We start from the raw sequence: 17,240 nt of genomic DNA, 5'->3' as shown, positions 1-17,240 counted from the left end.
CGACGACTATAAAATATTGACTGACTGTCAGTCAATGAAAAATAAACAGGCTGGCTAAAATAACGCGGTAAGCTCCGACCAAGCACATTGTCGGGTTTTTTCTGATACCTTGACGCCCATGACCGCCGCTAAAACACCTCGTACCCAACCCTCTGAAGTTCGTCGCCGAGATTTATTGGAGGCGGCCGCCGCCTTGTTTCTGCAACAGGGGTTTGATGCCACGCCAGTCGATGAAATTGTGTTGCGGGCCGGCATGTCCAAGGGCTTGTTCTATCACTATTTCAGTTCCAAACAGGAGATCCTGGCCGCCTTGCGCGAGCAGTTCATCCAGCAGTTTCATGACCGGGTGCAAGGGGCGTTGGAGCAGGCCCCGGAAGATGATTGGGTGCAGCGTCTGACCTGTTGGATTCGGGCCTCGGTACAGGGGTATAGAGACACGCTGGACATGCATGATTTGGTGTTTTCAGACCATATACGCAGCAATTACCAGGGTGAGCGCAACGTGGTGACCGAGCCACTGCACCGGATCCTGAGCGAAGGGCAAAACGCCGGAGTCTGGTCTGTGGCGGATGTGGATTTGACCGCTTGGGTGATCTACCAGGGCATGCACGGCGCAGTCGATAATATGGGTCTGGAAACCGCTGAGCAGTGGGCAGCCCTGGAAGACAATCTGGTGACTCTTTTTGTGTCCATGCTTGGGGCGAAGCTCCCTCACCCGTATAAATAGCGTGGTAGAGCGGTGCTGTGTGTTTACGCGGCATTCAGAGAAGCTGAACCAGAACCGGTAGCGGTCTCAGAGCGGTGTTTCCTGGATGTAGACAGTCATCAACAGAACTGGCCCTGCTCCTTAATCGAAGCAGGGCCAGTTTTTGGATCAGCAAAGACTTAGCGGAACTGGAAGTGTTCTTTGTGCAAAGTCCAGGATTTCGCCGGTAAGGTCTGCTTGAGTTCGCGCTTCAATTGCCTGCCCATGGCCGCCGGCCCACAGAACCAGATATGCATGGGCTTGTCGGCGTGATAGTGTTGCATGACCTCTTTGGGTGACCAACGACGGCCATCGGCATAAATTTCAAGATCCACATCCGGGTGTTCCTTGGCGGCTTTGCTCAACGCTTGCGCCAGCGGATCATAGCCATGCTGACAGGCATATTGCAGATAGGCGTAGGGAGCATGACCTTCTTTGTGCTCCTGGCTTAACCAGGACAGAAAGGGCGTGGCGCCTACACCGGCACCGACCCAGATATAGATACCGTTGTCGTCACCTTCCGGCTGAGTAAAGCGGCCATAGGGGCCATCGAGCTCGATGTTTTGGCCGATATGCAAACGCTCGGGCAATTCGCGTGTCCAGTCGCCCAGTTGCTTGATATGAAAGCGCACAATCTGGTTGTCCTGATCGGCATCGGACAAGGTGAACGGATGGGCTTCAGATTCCCCCTTCAAGCGTAGAAAGGCGAACTGTCCGGCCTGGTGCCCAGGCCAGGACTGGTCCATGCGGCATTGCACCTCCAGCACATCGCCTTGTGACGTACAGGAGATGACGGTGCCTGTGTGTGGATAGGCCGAACTCAGGTTGCGTAGCAGTTGGATGCCGGCTGCTACCGTCCCGATCACCATGGTGATGGCCAGTGCCCAGCCGCCTATGCCGCTCCAGTAGGCAGGGGGTGTCAGCACCACACCATGAAAGATCAGGATCAGATAGGCCACGGGCATCAGGCGGTGCAGGCTGTACCATTTCTTATAGGAAATCGTACGGCGCGCCAGCGTGATGATCAGCATCAGAATCAGCGCGTAAAACGTCCATTCGCCCAGTGATTTGGCATAAGGTTTGAACAGGCTGACCCATTCAGGAACAGGAGTTTTGGCCAGCCGGCCGCCCGTGCCAATCGCCGCAGAAATCAGACCTTTGGATTCCTTGCTGAGCCAATGGGCCAGGCTGAACAAAATGGCGATGATGCCCAGCCACTTATGCAGTCTGTAGGCTTTGTCCATGCCCCCTAGCCAAGGCTCCAGACGACGGGGGCGCAGGGCCAGGACCATGATGGCCGTCATGGTGCCCAAGGCCAGAATGCCAGTCAGCAGCATGCCTTCTTGTCGGACTACCCACAGCGTATCGCCAGGCGGCGAAGGGGCAAGCCACAGGGCTTCAACAGCCCAGATCAAAAAGAAGGCAGAGAGCAGCAATAAGAGAGGGCGACGCATGGCCTGTTCCGAATTGTTTGAAAGAACTGGGCGCTGCGTGGTCGTGATGTGAAGAACGTACTGACGCAGCGCACTGAAAACACTTCATTCAGGGTAATACGTTGCCTAGTCGTTTGTGGAGCCTGTATTCAAGGGTCAGTTGAGAAAGCTCAAAACACCTCTAAATAGTTGTTATTTAAAATATTTGTTAATGATTCTGGTTGCTGTTTACTCTGTTTCCGCGTGTTGCAGAATAAGTGGCTCGATTGCTTTTCAGACCTGTTTGACGGGGCACAGCAGTGAGGCAAGGTCTAGCAATGCCCCATCTTGATGAGCTTGTCCGATCAGTTGCAAACCCAAAGGCAGCGGGCTGTCTTGTCCCGGTGCGGGCAGGCTCAAGGTAGGCCAGCCCAGCAAGGACCAGGGGCGGTTCAGAACTGAAGAACCGGTACTGTCCAGCCCATAGGGCGCAGGCCCAGGAGCAGCCGGGGTCAATAAGGCATCAAAATGCCCATAGCGATCCTGCCATTCCTGTTGCAGTTGACGGCGGCGCGCTTGCCAGGCGTGGTAGTCCGCCGGGGGCAGATCCAGGCCCTGCTTGATGGCTTGCACCGTAACGGGCCGCAAGGCATCCGGGCTGGCTTGCCAGACGGGCAGCAGGCTGCGGGCCATTTCATACGCCATGATCTGTCCTTGCAGGATCAGCAGTTCTTTCAGTTGCGCATCTGCAGGCAGACGTTCCAGTCGGGCGCCTTGTTGCTCCAGGTGCTGGCAGCCCTGTTCCAAGGCGGCCAGCGCAGCGGGGGTAATCGGGCCCAGGTCTTTGCCATCGAGCACGCCGATACGTGGCGCGCTGGGGACTCGACTATCCGGTAACCCTTGCAAGACCGAGGCGACACGGCGCAGCACAGACAAGTCCCGGCTGAAGTAGCCAATGGTGTCCAGGCTGTCGCACAACAAGAACAGACCGCTGCGATGGACCGCGCCAAAGCTGGGTTTGAAACCCAGGATGCCGGTAAACGCAGCGGGGCGCATCATGGAGCCTCCCGTTTGGGTGCCCAATGCAAAATCCACCATACCGGCCGCTACGGCTGCTGCTGAACCACTGGAAGAACCGCCAGGCGTATGGTCCAGGTTCAGCGGGTTACGGGTGGGGCCGGGGGCGGCGTAAGCAAATTCGGCGGTGACAGTTTTGCCCATGGCAATGGCGCCGGCCTGGCGCAACAAGGCGACGCAAGCTGCATCGCGCTCTGCGGGCAAGGCATGGGGGAAATGTGCACCATAACGTGTCGGCATGCCTTGGACATCCAACACGTCTTTTACGCCGAAAGTCAGGCCGGCCAAGGGGCCGTCGGGGGCAGTGCTGATACAGGTGGCCGGATCAGCCAGCCAGGACCAGGCCTGGATGGACTGGTCCTGCAAAGCGAGAGAGGAAGGGGGGGCAGTCATAAGGGAGAAGCAGGGTTACTGGATCGAGATGTTCTGATCCTTGATCAGTGCAGTCCAGCGTTTGGTTTCTTCTTTCACAAAAGCGGTGAATTCTTCAGGCGTGCCACCTACGACTTGAGCACCTTGGGACTCCACAATCTGACGATAGTCTGGATCTTTCAGGGCGTCATTGACAGCAGTGTTCAGTTTTTCCAGCACATCAGCGGGCAACCCTGCGGGAGCAATCACGCCAAACCAGTTCGAGGCCACCAGGTCCACCCCTTGTTCTTTGAAGGTGGGGGTGTCCGGCATGGCTTTCAGACGCTCTTGCGAGGTCACGCCCAGCACGCGCAGGCGCGGGTTGTCGATTTGCATGTGGGGCAGGAACAAGCTGGCCAGCTCCAGATAGAAGGAAATATTACCGGCCAGCAGATCGTTCGATGCGGGAGCACCACCACGGTAAGGCACGTGTACGGCATCAAAGCCGGAGGTGGCCTTGAATTGTTCAGTTAGCAAGTGCGATGCACCGCCTGCGCCGGTCGAGGCGTAGTCCAGTTTGTTGGGGTTTTGCTTGCCGTCGGCCACCAGATCGGCCAAGGACTGGTAGGGCGAGCTGCTGTTCACACCCAGCGCCATGGCGCCGCGCTCGATCAGGGCGATGGGTTGCAAATCCTGTTCAGGATCGAAGGGCAGGTTGCTGCCGTACAGTGCCTTGTTCACCGACATGGGGCCAAAGTTGCCCAGGCCGATGGTGTAGCCGTTGGGCTTGGCGCGGGCAATCATGCTGGTGCCGATATTGCCGCTGGCACCGGGCTTGTTTTCCACCACAATCGTCACCCCCAGGCTGTCGCTCATTTTTTGAGCCAGCATGCGCGAACGGGTGTCCGAGCTGCCACCTGCAGCATAAGGCACCACAAAGGTAATGGCTTGCGACGGGTAAGGCGCGTCGGCCATGGCCGAACCGGAACCCAACAACGTCAGTGTGAGCAGGCCACTCAATAAGGGGGCGCGATGCTTGAATACAGTCATGTTCATCTCCTGCGTTGGGCCAATATTCGCAGTGACGTGCAGTATGGCCCTGTTTTTGATAAGTGTCAGGATGGATGGTAGTAAGCGCTAATTATGTTGTCTAATATTAAAAATAGTCATTATTAATTCATTTTTAAACCTGATTGGCGGGCATATGCTGGACTCCAAATTAAGCGAGATGTTCTTGGTGGTGGCCGAAGAGCTGCATTTTGGCCGTGCTGCTCAGCGTTTGTTCATGACCCAACCGCCCTTGAGTCAGGCCATACGCAGGCTGGAAGAACAGATAGGGGCGACCTTGTTTATCCGCACCACGCGCACGGTGCAATTGACGGCGGCCGGACAGGAGTTGCAGCGTCGCCTGCGCCTGATCGGCAACGAGCTGGAGCAGACGCTGCAGGCGGTACAGCAAGTGCATAGAGGCGAAACCGGCATGTTGCGTATTGCACTGACGCCCAGCAGTGCCTATGCCGGCGTGTCCAAGCATCTGTATCGCTTTCGCCAGGACTTCCCCCAAGTAGATATTCAGATCTACGAGATGAATTCCAGCGAGATGCCCGCTGCCCTGTACGAGCGCCGGGTGGATGTGGCCATGATCCGGCCTTCCTTTGCTGTGCCGGACTTGAACCCGCAGTTGGTGGAGTCCGAACCCATGATGTTTGTGCTCAGGCGTGATGATCCACGTGCCCAGGAACATAGCCAGGGACTGACCTTGCATCAGGCTTTTTCTTATGAAATGGTGGCGTACTCACGCCAGCAGTCGCGTTATTTTCATCTGCTGCAGCAGCGCATGTTGCAGCGCTCGGGCTGCTTGCCGCGCTTTGCGCAGGAAAGCATGGTGCCTACGGTGCTGGTCATGGTCGAAGCGGGTATTGCTCCAGCGATTGTGCCCGCGTCCTTGGCGCGCTTGCGTACCGATACCTTGGAGTATCTGCCTTTGCTGGACGCAGACGATATTACGGCCGAGCTAATGAGTGCTTATGTCTCGGACAATACCAACCCGGCTTTGGTGAATTTTCTGGCGGTGCTGGAGCAGCATCGCTCAAGCTGATTGACGGGCAGCCAGCCATTGCCGCATGGATTGGCCCGTGCGCTGCCGAAACAGACGGGATAGGGCAGAGGGATTGGCATAGCCTAGATCCAGGGCAATGCGTTTGGCAGACTGGCCCTGGGCCAGCCGCTGACAGGCAAGCGACAGGCGCCATTGGGCCAGATAGTCGGCTGGCGTATCGCCGACCCAATGCTTGAACTGCACGGCAAATGCGCTGCGTGACATCTTGGCTTCCTGTGCCAACGATTGCACGGTCCAGTCCCGGCCCGGATCGGCCTGAATGGCCAGCAAAGCTCGCGCCACAGGCGGGTGCGACAAGCCGCGAAACAAACCTACGGGAATCTCGCAACGATCAGGATGGTCAAACAGCCAACGCAGCAATTGCAACAAGACAATCTCGAACAGACGGTCCGCCAACAGCCGATGGCCGCAGCGTACCGACTCCGTTTCCGCAAAGAGCAGGTCCAGTGCCTGCTCCAGACCAGCGGCCTCTTCCAGCGGGACAATAATCAGATCGGGCAGAGAGCGGGCCAAGGGGTGATGCTCTCCCCCGTCAAAATCCAGGGTGGCGCAGGTGAAGTCCGAGCCCTCCTCAGGTAGATCGTAAAAGGCATGCTCCAGCGGGCGAGGATAAAACAACAGGCTGGGGCGATCAATCGTCATGATTTCCGGCACCGGATCACGCGGGTCGTGGCGCACGCTTAACTGGCCGCGTCGCAGAATGTGCAAAAAGGCACGCCCTGGCTGGGCCGAGAAGCGGGTTACCCCACATAAAGAGCCGTTGTAGAACAAATGGGCGCGAACGCGGAACTGTTCCAGCAGAAGGGAGAGGCGATCCAGGTTCATGAAACCATCCTTGTCTGGATGAAAAGGTAAGTTGTCGAGACTAATCTTATCCAATGATCCTGCTCTTGGCGAGACACTATGCCTACTCGCTTCTTTTTGGCCACCTTGGCCGTCCTCACCAGGAGATCACCATGTCCCGCCTTACTTTGCCTGACGTTGCCCAAGCTCCCGCTGCCAGCCAGCCCGCTTTGCAGGAAATTCAAAAAGCATTTGGTGGCAGCGTGCCCGCCATGTTCCGTATGGTGTCCAATTCGCCCGCCGCCTTGCGCAGCATGTGGGGCTCCTTCGGCGCTTTTGCCGGTGGCCAGCTGGGTGCGAAATTAGGTGAGCAATTGGCCGTAGCCATTGCTGATCGCAATCGTTGCGAATACTGCCTGGCCGCCCACAACGTGCTCGGTGCCAATGCCGGCTTGAGTCCGGAGACGCTGGCCCAGGCCCAGCGTGGTCAGTCCGATGATCCACGTACCGCAGCGGCCTTGAAGTTTGTGCTCAAGCTGGTGGATCAGCGTGGGCAAGTGTCGGCTGCCGATGTGCAAGCCGTGCGCGATGCCGGTTTTTCTGAAGGTGAAGTGGTGGAACTGGTCGGTGTGACCGCCTTGAACCTGTTCACCAACTACATCAATAACGCGCTGGAAGTCCCGGTTGATTTCAAGGCTGTTGAACTGACTGCGTAAGCACGCTGTGTGATGGCCCGCCCGCGTATTGGCAGGCGGGCTTTTTTTGTCGCCGGGCCGCCCCAAGGCAAAACGCACCCCCTTGGGAGGCAGCAAGCCGAAGGCGCAGCGTGGGGGCTTGTTTTGCCGCCGGGCCGCCCCAAGACAAAACGCACCCCCTCGGGGGGCAGCAAGCCAAAGGCGTAGCGTGGGGGCTTGTTTTGCCGCCGGGCCGCCCCAAGACAAAACGCACCCCCTTTGGGGGCAGCAAGCCGAAGGCGTAGCGTGGGGGCTTGTTTTGCCGCCGGGCCGTCCCAAGGCAAAAAGCCCCCCTCGGTGGGCAGCAAGCCGAAGGCGTAGCGTGGGGGCTTGTTTTGCCGCCGGGCCGCCCCAAGGCAAAACGCACCCCCTTGGGAGGCAGCAAGCCGAAGGCGCAGCGTGGGGGCCTTTTCTGCGTTTGCAGGCCGTGTTTTACTTGGCCGACAAGGGGCCAGAATTAATGTCTGTCAGTGGCTGGTTCACATCGAAGAAGCGTGCATCAATGTCGGTGATGCCAAAGCTATTGAGCCGCTTGCTGTGCATGTCCAGATACGCCTGCGCGCTGGACTTGTCCTTGAACAGATAGACCCCGCCTGCTTTGGATTGTTCCTTGTTTTCTGTCCAGATTTTCCAGATCAGACCCGGCTCCAGGCTGATTGATTGCGCCAGTTCTTGCATGGCGTCGCTCATCTCTGACCCCCACGGGCCTGGGTAAGGAAAATCAACATACAGCAAGGTGCTCATGATTGGCTCCATATCAAAATACGTGCCGAACATCATACCTTGATGGTTGAATTGCCCGTTACTGTCTCTTATTTGTCATAGGACGTTGCGGGCGGCTTGATTGGCTGGCCTCGCCCATGAAGGGCGCGTATAGTTTTCTTTTGCTATTTGCTGCTGGAAGCCCTCATGTCCTGGACCGCGTTGTTGTTGGTGGTGTGTGCTGCGTTCATTCATGCGGGTTGGAATCTGCTCTCAAAACGGGCTGCGATGGCAGGAGCGCATTTCGTATTTGCCTACTCTTTTTTCGCCATCCTGTTTTACTTCCCCATCATGCTGTGGGTGGTTTTCACTCAAGGCAATATGCCTTGGACTAGCGAAACCATTACCTGTTTGCTGCTCAGCGCCTTGCTGCATATGGGCTATAGCCTAAGTCTGCAAAAAGGCTATCAGGTGGCAGACCTATCGGTGGTGTATCCCATCGCTCGGGGCACCGGGCCCATGCTCTCGTCTATTGGTGCCTTCATCTTGCTGGGCGAACCGGTACGGCCTTTGGGCGTGCTCGGTATTTTGCTGGTGGTGATGGGGATTTTGCTCATTGCCACACAAGGTCACCTACGACGTTTTTTCAGCCCCTCTGCATTGACAGGGGTGCGTTGGGGCATGCAGACCGGGGTTCTGATTGCCGCCTATACCGTGGTGGATGCTTATGGCGTTACCGTCTTGTTGATCTCGCCGTTTCTGCTGGACTGGTTCAGCAATGTGCTGCGGCTGGGCATGTTGGCCCCCTTCATCGCCAAGCGTGGGCGCGATGGTTTCGTCAAACTTAAACCTTATTGGAAATTGGCGGCGGCCGTGGGCCTGCTCTCGCCCATGTCCTACATTCTGGTTTTGCAGGCCTTGAGGCTGGGAGCACCCTTGTCCATGGTGGCCCCTGCTCGTGAAATGTCCATGATGGCAGGCACGCTGTTGGGCATGGTCGTGCTGCGCGAGAAGGCCAATATCTGGAGTTTGTTGGGCTGTGCCGTCATGATCAGCGGGGTTATTGCCCTGACCTCCGGTCCTGCTGCCTGATCGCTCTCTTGAAATATCGCAGGCTGTCCCTATCTGCTTGCAATAGGGCGTGCTTTGGCGCGCGGCAATCAACCCATTTTTTGCTTTTTCACCATGAGCCAGACTGACACTGCGAATACGTCCGAAACCCTAGGTTTTCAGGCTGAAGTCAAACAATTATTGCATTTGATGATTCACTCCTTGTACAGCAACAAGGAGATTTTCCTGCGTGAGCTGGTATCCAATGCGTCGGATGCCTGTGACAAACTGCGCTTCGAGGCCATCGACAATCCAGCTTTGCTGGAAGGCGATCCGGAAATGCGTATCCGTGTGGAGTTCGATAAAGAACAGCGCACGATCACCATTTCCGACAACGGCATTGGCATGTCGCGTGACGAGGCAATTGCCAACCTGGGCACTATTGCCCGCTCGGGCACCAAAGAGTTCTTTTCCCAACTGACGGGCGACAAGCAAAAAGATACTCAGCTTATTGGTCAGTTTGGCGTGGGCTTTTACTCTTCCTTTATCGTGGCTGACAAGGTGTCCGTGCTGACACGTCGCGCCGGTGAGGATCAGGAAGCGGTGCTGTGGGAATCCTCCGGCGAAGGCGAGTTCACCATTGCCGCCGCTGAAAAAGCCGAGCGCGGCACCACCATCACCTTGCATCTGCGTGAAGGCGAGGACGATTTCCTGGACGGCTGGCGTTTGCGCAACGTGCTGCGTCGCTACTCCGACCACATCTCCTTGCCGGTGCAAATGCGCAAGGAAGAGTGGGACGAAGAGAAGCAGCAACAAGTCACGCAGGACGAATGGGAAAGCGTGAACCAGGCCAGCGCCTTGTGGACACGCTCCAAGTCGGAAATTACCGACGAACAGTACCAGGAGTTCTACAAGCACATCGCTCACGATTACGAGAACCCTTTGGCCTGGACACATAACCGGGTCGAAGGCCGTAGCGAATACACCCAGCTCCTGTTCGTTCCCAAGCAAGCTCCTTTTGATCTGTGGGACCGCGATGCCCGCCGTGGCGTGAAGCTGTACGTCAAGCGTGTGTTCATCATGGATGACGCCGACCAACTGTTGCCCGCCTACTTGCGCTTTGTGCGTGGCGTGATCGATTCGGCTGACCTGCCGCTGAACGTCTCGCGTGAAATCCTGCAAGAAAGCCGTGATGTCCGTGCCATCCGTGAAGGCAGCGCCAAGCGCATTCTGTCCTTGCTGGAAGATCTGGCCGAGAACCAGCCCGAGCAATACGCCGAGTTCTGGGGCCAGTTTGGTCAGGTGCTGAAAGAAGGCACCGGCGAAGACATGGGCAATCAGGCTCGTATTGCAGCCTTGCTGCGCTTTGCGTCCACGCATCAGGAAGGCTCGGCCCAGACCGTGTCCCTGAACGACTATATCGGTCGCATGAAAGAAGGTCAGGACAAGATTTACTACGTCACCGCTGACACCTTTGCTGCTGCATCGAACAGCCCGCATCTGGAAGTATTCCGCAAGAAAGGCATCGAAGTGCTGCTGATGTCCGACCGCGTGGACGAGTGGATGCTGTCCTATCTGCGCGAATTTGAAGGCAAGCAACTGGTGTCCGTGGCCAAGGGCGGTCTGGACCTGGATTCGCTGGCAGACGAGCAAGAAAAGAAACACCAAGCCGAAGTGGCTGAAACCTTCAAGCCGCTGGTCGAGCGTCTGCAAGCCACGCTGGGCGAGAAGGTCAAGGAAGTGCGTATTACGGCCCGTCTGGTCGATTCCCCTGCTTGTGTGGTGGTCGATGCCAATGAACTGAGCCCGCATTTGCTGCGTATGCTGCAAGCCGCTGGCCAGGAAGCCCCTGAAGTTAAGCCAATCCTGGAAATCAACCCGGAGCATGCTTTGATCGCCAAGGTTCAGGCCGCTGACGATGAAGCCTTTGAACAGTGGGCCCAGTTGTTGCTGGAACAAGCCATGCTGGCTGAAGGAGCCGCCTTGCAAGATCCCGCCAGCTTTGTGAAACGTGTGAATCGCTTGCTGCTGAATCTGTAAATCTGAAGCTTGCTGGCTCTGCCTGAAGGTGGAGTCAGTTGCCAATACATAGGCCTCTATCCTGATGTGTACGATAGAGGCCTTTTTTGTGCGTGTTGACAGACCATTGATGGAAGAAGGGCGTAGTTAAAGGGAAAGGGGTGTTAAGCGATTTTTTGGTTTTTGTCTATCTTAATGAGAATTGATCGTAATACGATGCATGGACACGACACTGTGGGCCAAAACCCGCTAGTTTTGAGTTGAATTTAAGGAAATCGTAATATTTGGATAGACTTAAGAATGGGAATGATTAATATTACGGTTCCTATTAAAAGCACTTATCAGGCATCGAAACACCGCTAATGCGCGCGATCAACCCTGCTTTGATCGCACAGCCTTGAAAAAGTGATACCTACCATATGGAGCTGGTAATGTCGTTCGTTTCCTCTGTGCCGCCTCGTCGCTTTGCCGAGACGGTCTTGTCTGCTGCCCTGTTTGCCGCCCTGACGAGTCCTGTGATCGCTCAAACCGCCAATCCAGGCGTGACCGAGTTGCAGTCGATCAAAGTTCAAGGCTCGGAAGATGCCAATGGCATTGAGGGCTTTCAGGCCCATAAAGCGCAATCGGTGAAGTTCTCTGAGACTTTGCTTAACACACCGCGCTCTATCACCGTGATTCCAGAGGAGGTGATCAAGGATCGTGGTGCGACATCGCTGCAAGACGTGTTGCGCACCACTCCCGGCATTACTTTGGGTTCGGGCGAAGGCGGCACTCCCGTGGGAGATCGTCCTTTTATCCGTGGTTATGAGGCCAGTACCGATATTTTTATTGACGGTGTGCGTGATTACTCCCGTGGCTCGCACGAGACCTTCAACCTGGAATCGGTTGAAGTCTTGAAGGGCCCCAGCTCGGCGTATACAGGCCGTGGCGGCACTGGCGGTAGCCTGAATCTGGTGACCAAGTCTCCCAAGCTGAAAGACTTTTTCCAGGTGGAAGCAGGTTACGGGACGTCGGACCAATATCGTCTGACGGCAGACGGCAATTATGCTTTTTCGGACACAGGTGCAATCCGCTTGAACCTGATGCGCATGGGGGGTGACGTCGCAGGTCGTGATGGCGTGACAATCGACCGTTGGGGGATCGCTCCTTCCATTGCTTTTGGTTTGGGTACCCCCACACGTGTGACCTTGTCGTATTCGCATCTTGAAAACAAAGATATGCCGGACCTGGGCTTTCCCTTCCGGAACGCGGCCAATCCGGATCGTGTGACCCCCTTGGAAGCAGACCGAGACAATTTCTACGGTCGTCATCAGGTCGATTTTCGTGAATATACGGCAGATACCGCCACGGCACAGATTGAGCATGACCTTAATGAGCGTTTCACAGTTCGCAACGTGACGCGCTATGGCAAGACCTTGAATCATTACTTGATGACCAGACCGTCGTTTGACAATTGCAAGGCCAATTCGGGTGGTGCGTGCGCCAGTGAGGGGGAGGGCTTGCTGTTCACAAGATCGGATCGGGCGCGCTGGCGCAGTTCGGAGTCCCTGCTGAACCAAACCGACGTATACGGTACGTTTACAACGGGTACCTTGAAACATGATGTGGTAGCCGGGCTTGAGTTCAGCAAGGAGGATATCTACAACCGAAGCATCACGGGCACGCCTGGCTCGGATACGGACTCTTTTTATAATCCGAATCCCAATCGCAGCTACAGCTATTCCTTGAACTATGGCTCCAAAACCAAAGCAGGCGATATCAAGACACGCTCGGCGTATATCTTTGACACCATTGCGTTTAATGAGCAATGGTCGGTCAATGGTGGCGTGCGATTTGATCGTTTTGAGGTCGACAATACCCAGGAGTCCCGCAAAGATGATATGTGGAACTATCAGTTGGGTGTGGTCTATAAGCCAGCGCGCAATGGTTCTATCTACCTGAGCTATGGCACCTCTTCCAACCCGACAGGGGAGAACCTGGGTCAGGCCGGTGGTGCAGATGGCCCGGCAGGTGGCGCCGCTATTCGTGACCTGAAGCCCGAGCGCAGCTACAGCTGGGAGTTGGGGACAAAGTGGGACGTGGCCGACGAGAAGTTGTCTTTGACAGCGGCCATTTTCCAGACCGACAAGAAAGATGCTCGTTCTACCGATCCTTTGACTGGCGATGTGTCCTTGAGCGGCAGCAACCGTGTACGTGGCCTGGAGTTGGGTGCGGCCGGTGCAATTACCCCGAACTGGAATGTATGGGCGGGTTACACCTATCTGGACCCCAAGATCAAGAAATACCGCAGCGGCAATAATGTCTTTGACGGTAAGCAGATGAAGTTCATCTCCAAGCAGAGCTTCAACGTCTGGACGACCTACAAAGTCATGCCCGAGCTGACCTTGGGCGCAGGTGCCACGTTTGTGGGCAAACGCTTTGTGGATGACGCCAATCAATTGAAGCTGCCTTCCTACTGGCGCTACGATGCAATGGCGCGCTACGACCTGAACAAGAACGTATCTTTCCAGTTCAACGTCAACAACATCAGCAATGTGCGCATGTATGATGCTTCCCACGTCGGCCTTTTTGCCAACGTTGGCCCAGGCCGCTCTTACATGTTCAATGCCTCTTACCGCTTCGAGTAAGTTGCGTTTTGTCGTGTAAATTCAGATGGGCCGCCTTTTGGGGCGGCCTGTCTGTTTCTTGCTTTACCTTGTATTCCTTTTGTTTTGGCAGGTGCCCCATGCTGATTACGATCCCCGATGTGCTCAATGCTGAACAGTTGCATGAGTGTCGCCAGGCCCTGGAGCAGGCACAGTGGGAAGATGGGCGCACGACGGCGGGTTATCTGGCCCAGCACAGCAAACGCAATCTGCAATTGCCTCTTGATACAGCCGTCGCCAGGCAGATGGGGGAGTTTTTAATGCATGTATTGGGTCAGCACAGCGGCTTTATTGCCGCTGCCTTGCCCCTGCGTATGTTGCCACCACGTTTTAACCGTTACGAGGGCGGCGGGGAGTACGGCAACCACATCGATAACGCGATTTTTACGGTTCCTGGCACGGGACAGCGTCTGCGTACTGATGTCTCCACAACCTTGTTTTTTAGCGACCCCGACGAATACGAGGGCGGGGAACTGATCATCGAAGATGTATACGGAACACAGTCCATCAAACTGCCTGCAGGGCATATGGTGGTGTATCCGGGGACCAGTTTGCATCGTGTACAGCCGGTGACTAAAGGAACACGCTATGCCTCGTTTTTCTGGACGCAAAGCATGGTGCGTCATGCGCATCAACGCAAACTGCTGTGGGAGCTGGATCAGAGCATTCAGCAACTGGCCAAGCAGAACGCAGATGCCCAGGAGCTGTCGCGCCTGACGGGGATTTATCATAATTTGCTGCGCGAATGGAGCGATGTCTGATCGCCAGGAGTTTGATTGATCATGTCCCAAGAACGGCTGCCCCCGCTCAGTAATATTCCGGCCCAGATTGCCTGCCTGAGGGATTACGAACCCTATGCCCGTGTGCGTATGCGCGCACAGGACTGGGCGTATTTCAGTGCAGGGGCGGCCGATGAGTTTACTGTGCAAGACAACCTGGCCAGCTTCGGGCGCTGGGGTTTATGGCCTGCTGCTCTAGGTGAGTTTGATCAGCCTTCCACCCGTTTGACACTGCAAGGGCAGTCTATGGACTACCCGATTCTTCTGGCGCCCGTGGCTTATCAGTGCTTGGCTCATCCTGAAGGTGAATTGGCCAGTGTGCTGGGCGCGGGTGCGATGGGCGCGACCAGCGTAATCAGCATGCAGGCCAGTCATTCCTTTGAAGAGATTGCCGCACAGGCGCATGCCCCGTTGTGGGCACAGTGGTATTGGCAAACGGATCGCGCATTTACGTCGGATTTATTGGGACGGCTCAAGGCAGCGGGTTATGCCGCTTTGATGTTGACGGTGGATGCTGCTGTCAATGGCTCGCGTAATCAGGAGCAGCGTGCGGGGTTTGCTTTGCCCGAGGGTGTGGACGCCGTGAATCTGCGGGGCGCTCCCAGGCAGCAGGCGGTTTTAGGTGCAGCAGGCACCAGCCCTTTATTTGGCAGTGGCCTATTAAATAGTGCCCCCACCTGGGATGACCTTGCCTGGCTGGTGCAGCACAGTCCTTTGCCTGTTTGGGTCAAGGGAATCATGCGCCCCCGTGACGCTCAGCGAGCGCTTGATGTAGGGGTCGCCGGAATGGTTGTGTCCAATCATGGTGGGCGCACTTTGGATGGTGCTCCCGCCTCTGTGGACGTTTTGTCGCAGGTTTGTCAGGTCGTGGGGGAGAGGGTGCCGGTATTGATGGATGGCGGTATTCGACGCGGTACCGATGTACTCAAGGCTCTGGCTTTGGGGGCGACGGCGGTGATGATTGGCCGTCCCTATATTTATGGTTTGGCGACTGCCGGAGCCGCTGGCGTGGCCCATGTATTGCATATTCTGCGGGCGGAGCTGGAAGTGGCCATGGCACTGACCGGCTGTAATACTTTGGCCGATATCGGCCCCGACGTACTTTATCGGCCCTGATCCAATTCTTGTTCCGGCAAGGTTTCTTTGGGCCAGCCGTGCTCGCGTTTTACCCGTTCCCAGTCAAAGAACGGCCCCGGATCTGTCTTGCGTCCTGGGGCGATATGTTCGTGGCCTCGTACTGCGTTCAGGTTATGGCGCATGCGCAAGGCGCGGCTCAAACGGGACAGTTCCCGGTACTGCGCTTCAGTAAAGGGCTCGAAATCGCTGCCTTCCAGCTCGATACCAATAGAGAAGTCGTTGCAGCGTTCGCGGTCTTCAAAACGCGACACACCTGCGTGCCAGGCGCGGCGGGTAGTAGGGACAAACTGGATGATGTGGCCGGTACGCTGGATCAGAAAGTGGGCTGAAACCTTCAGGTCCCGGATGTTCTCGAACCAGGGGTGTGCACTGATATCCAGCTTGTTCTGGAAGAAATCCCGGATATACGGCCCGCCAAATTCTTGCGGTGGCAGGCTGATATTGTGCAGCACCAGCAGGGTTGGGGTGTCGCCCTCGGGGCGGTCATCCTGATTGGGTGACAAGGCACGCAGGACATTGGCATGGGGTTTAAGCCAGCCCTGGCGGTCCAGGTCATAGGCGTGGTGCATGCGGGCCATGAGCTTAACTGCGCGGGCCGCGCTTGGCGTGTTCCAGGCTGCACCAAGTGTGATGATTGCTCATCAGGGCTTCGGAACGAGGTAGAAAAATGCCACAGTGCGCGCAACGAACCATCTCTTCTGCCTTGCCTGGTTTGCGTGGCGGGCGCATGGTCGGGTTGGGTGGGTTGCGTTTGCGGGCCTTGTTTTGTGACACGATGCGGGCAATGATCATGGCCACCAGGATAGCGACAACCCAGAATAAGACTTTACCCAATTTTCCCTCGTTGCAAGATGACGTCCAGTACAAAGTGGCTGCCTGTATAGGCCAGCAGCAGGAAGGCAAAACCGGCCAAGGTCCAGCGCAAAGCAACGCGACCCCGCCATCCATACTGTTTTCGGCCCCATAGTAAGCCACCAAATGTAACCCAGGATAGCAAGGTAAAGACAGTTTTATGGTCAGCGGGTAAAAATTTACCGTCTATTGCCATGGAGACGGCGGCACCGCTCAGGATCGTGAAAGTCAAAATGACAAAAGAGACGCGGATCAGGCGAAACAGCAGTTCTTCCTGCACCAGCAGGGGCGGCATGGTGTCCAGCACCCGGCTGAATAAACCACGTTGTTCCTGATGCAAAATAGGGCGGTGCAACTGGCGGTCCAGCGCTGTCATCAAGACGGCGTGCAGGGCGGCCACGGTGCTCAGCCCGTAGGCGACCAGTGCAATCAGCAAGTGGATGCGTAGCCATTCATTGCCTGCATGGTGGACGATATGGCCATTGGGAAAGGCCATGGCCAGCAGGCTGACGATTGTGGCCGCAGGCAGTAGAATGAGCAACAGGCCGTCCAGACGCAGATACAGGCTTTGGAACCAGAACACCACCATGCCCAGCCAGATTGCCGCCGACAGGGCCAGTGCCCAGCTCAGATGCAGCCCTTGGGGCAGTACAATCGTCAGCAATAGGCCCGCTCCGTGCACAATAATGGCGCAGAGCAAAGCCACCCGGCTAGGGCCGTTCAGTACGGTTCGGGTGCTGCCGCGAGTCAACGGACGCCATAGCGAGATCGACAGCACGATGTACGCCAGTGCGGCGAGCAAGTGAAATACAATACTTGCAGACATAAGTCCCGG

Annotated in this window: 16 protein-coding genes; 8 read left to right on the top strand and 8 right to left on the bottom strand. The window is 56.4% G+C overall.

All coding sequences use genetic code 11. From position 1 onward, the window contains the following. The first annotated feature begins 118 nt into the window (after window positions 1-118). Window positions 119-727, top strand: coding sequence for a TetR/AcrR family transcriptional regulator (locus CA948_RS12590; RefSeq protein WP_094195530.1), 609 nt, complete (start codon window positions 119-121; stop codon window positions 725-727). Window positions 728-885: 158 nt separating this feature from the next. Here CA948_RS12590 and CA948_RS12585 read toward each other — a convergent pair whose 3' ends face one another. The 3 genes from CA948_RS12585 to CA948_RS12575 form a co-directional block, all read right to left on the bottom strand. Continuing rightward, window positions 886-2,199: a ferredoxin reductase family protein gene (locus tag CA948_RS12585; RefSeq protein ID WP_108728168.1), complete on the bottom strand. Its 1,314-nt coding sequence runs from the start codon at window positions 2,197-2,199 to the stop codon at window positions 886-888. 252 nt (window positions 2,200-2,451) lie between these two features. Continuing rightward, on the bottom strand, window positions 2,452-3,627 hold the full coding sequence (locus CA948_RS12580) for an amidase (RefSeq protein WP_108728167.1): 1,176 nt from the start codon (window positions 3,625-3,627) through the stop codon (window positions 2,452-2,454). Window positions 3,628-3,642: 15 nt separating this feature from the next. Further along, on the bottom strand, window positions 3,643-4,635 hold the full coding sequence (locus tag CA948_RS12575; protein ID WP_094195533.1) for a Bug family tripartite tricarboxylate transporter substrate binding protein: 993 nt from the start codon (window positions 4,633-4,635) through the stop codon (window positions 3,643-3,645). Between the two features lie 154 nt (window positions 4,636-4,789). Here CA948_RS12575 and CA948_RS12570 point away from each other — a divergent pair, with 154 nt between their 5' ends. After that, on the top strand, window positions 4,790-5,683 hold the full coding sequence (locus CA948_RS12570) for a LysR substrate-binding domain-containing protein (RefSeq protein WP_108728166.1): 894 nt from the start codon (window positions 4,790-4,792) through the stop codon (window positions 5,681-5,683). Here CA948_RS12570 and CA948_RS12565 read toward each other — a convergent pair. Next, window positions 5,675-6,529, bottom strand: a complete 855-nt coding sequence (locus tag CA948_RS12565; protein ID WP_094195535.1) for an AraC family transcriptional regulator — start codon at window positions 6,527-6,529, stop codon at window positions 5,675-5,677. The two genes, CA948_RS12570 and CA948_RS12565, sit on opposite strands and share 9 nt — an antisense overlap. A 131-nt stretch (window positions 6,530-6,660) precedes the next feature. On the opposite strand from CA948_RS12565, the gene CA948_RS12560 reads away from it, so the two are divergent. Next, complete coding sequence (locus tag CA948_RS12560; RefSeq protein ID WP_094195536.1) at window positions 6,661-7,203, top strand: carboxymuconolactone decarboxylase family protein; 543 nt, start codon at window positions 6,661-6,663, stop codon at window positions 7,201-7,203. A gap of 450 nt (window positions 7,204-7,653) precedes the next feature. Here the strand turns inward: CA948_RS12560 and CA948_RS12555 are convergent, their stop codons facing one another. Beyond that, on the bottom strand, window positions 7,654-7,965 hold the full coding sequence (locus CA948_RS12555) for a monooxygenase (protein ID WP_108728165.1): 312 nt from the start codon (window positions 7,963-7,965) through the stop codon (window positions 7,654-7,656). A gap of 165 nt (window positions 7,966-8,130) precedes the next feature. Here CA948_RS12555 and CA948_RS12550 point away from each other — a divergent pair, with 165 nt between their 5' ends. The 5 genes from CA948_RS12550 (at window position 8,131) to CA948_RS12530 (ending at window position 15,532) form a co-directional block, all read left to right on the top strand. Next, window positions 8,131-9,015, top strand: coding sequence for an EamA family transporter (locus CA948_RS12550; RefSeq protein WP_094195538.1), 885 nt, complete (start codon window positions 8,131-8,133; stop codon window positions 9,013-9,015). Window positions 9,016-9,108: 93 nt separating this feature from the next. Then, window positions 9,109-11,013 (top strand): molecular chaperone HtpG, encoded by a 1,905-nt coding sequence (gene htpG, locus CA948_RS12545; RefSeq protein WP_094198249.1) that lies wholly within the window; start codon window positions 9,109-9,111, stop codon window positions 11,011-11,013. Between the two features lie 410 nt (window positions 11,014-11,423). After that, the gene (locus CA948_RS12540) at window positions 11,424-13,619 is read left to right on the top strand and encodes a TonB-dependent receptor (protein ID WP_230018973.1); all 2,196 of its coding nucleotides are present in this window, start codon (window positions 11,424-11,426) and stop codon (window positions 13,617-13,619) included. A 98-nt stretch (window positions 13,620-13,717) separates the two neighbouring features. After that, a complete protein-coding gene (locus CA948_RS12535; RefSeq protein WP_108728164.1) occupies window positions 13,718-14,398 on the top strand; it encodes a Fe2+-dependent dioxygenase in 681 nt (226 codons plus the stop codon). Window positions 14,399-14,419: 21 nt separating this feature from the next. Continuing rightward, complete coding sequence (locus CA948_RS12530) at window positions 14,420-15,532, top strand: alpha-hydroxy acid oxidase (protein ID WP_108728163.1); 1,113 nt, start codon at window positions 14,420-14,422, stop codon at window positions 15,530-15,532. Here CA948_RS12530 and ampD read toward each other — a convergent pair. The 3 genes from ampD to CA948_RS12515 are packed head-to-tail and all read right to left on the bottom strand — an operon-like array spanning window position 15,520 to window position 17,231. Continuing rightward, window positions 15,520-16,131, bottom strand: a complete 612-nt coding sequence (ampD, locus tag CA948_RS12525) for a 1,6-anhydro-N-acetylmuramyl-L-alanine amidase AmpD (RefSeq protein WP_108728162.1) — start codon at window positions 16,129-16,131, stop codon at window positions 15,520-15,522. The genes CA948_RS12530 and ampD overlap by 13 nt on opposite strands. Before the next feature lie 4 nt (window positions 16,132-16,135). After that, complete coding sequence (locus CA948_RS12520) at window positions 16,136-16,387, bottom strand: PP0621 family protein (RefSeq protein ID WP_094195543.1); 252 nt, start codon at window positions 16,385-16,387, stop codon at window positions 16,136-16,138. Next, a complete protein-coding gene (locus CA948_RS12515) occupies window positions 16,380-17,231 on the bottom strand; it encodes a cytochrome C assembly family protein (protein ID WP_108728161.1) in 852 nt (283 codons plus the stop codon). The genes CA948_RS12520 and CA948_RS12515 overlap by 8 nt, the downstream gene beginning before the upstream one ends. Between the last annotated feature and the right edge of the window lie 9 nt (window positions 17,232-17,240).

The sequence above is a fragment of the Alcaligenes aquatilis genome (genome assembly GCF_003076515.1).
Classification (GTDB): Bacteria; Pseudomonadota; Gammaproteobacteria; order Burkholderiales; family Burkholderiaceae_B; genus Alcaligenes; species Alcaligenes aquatilis.
This window is presented reverse-complemented; position numbering and strand designations above follow the sequence as displayed.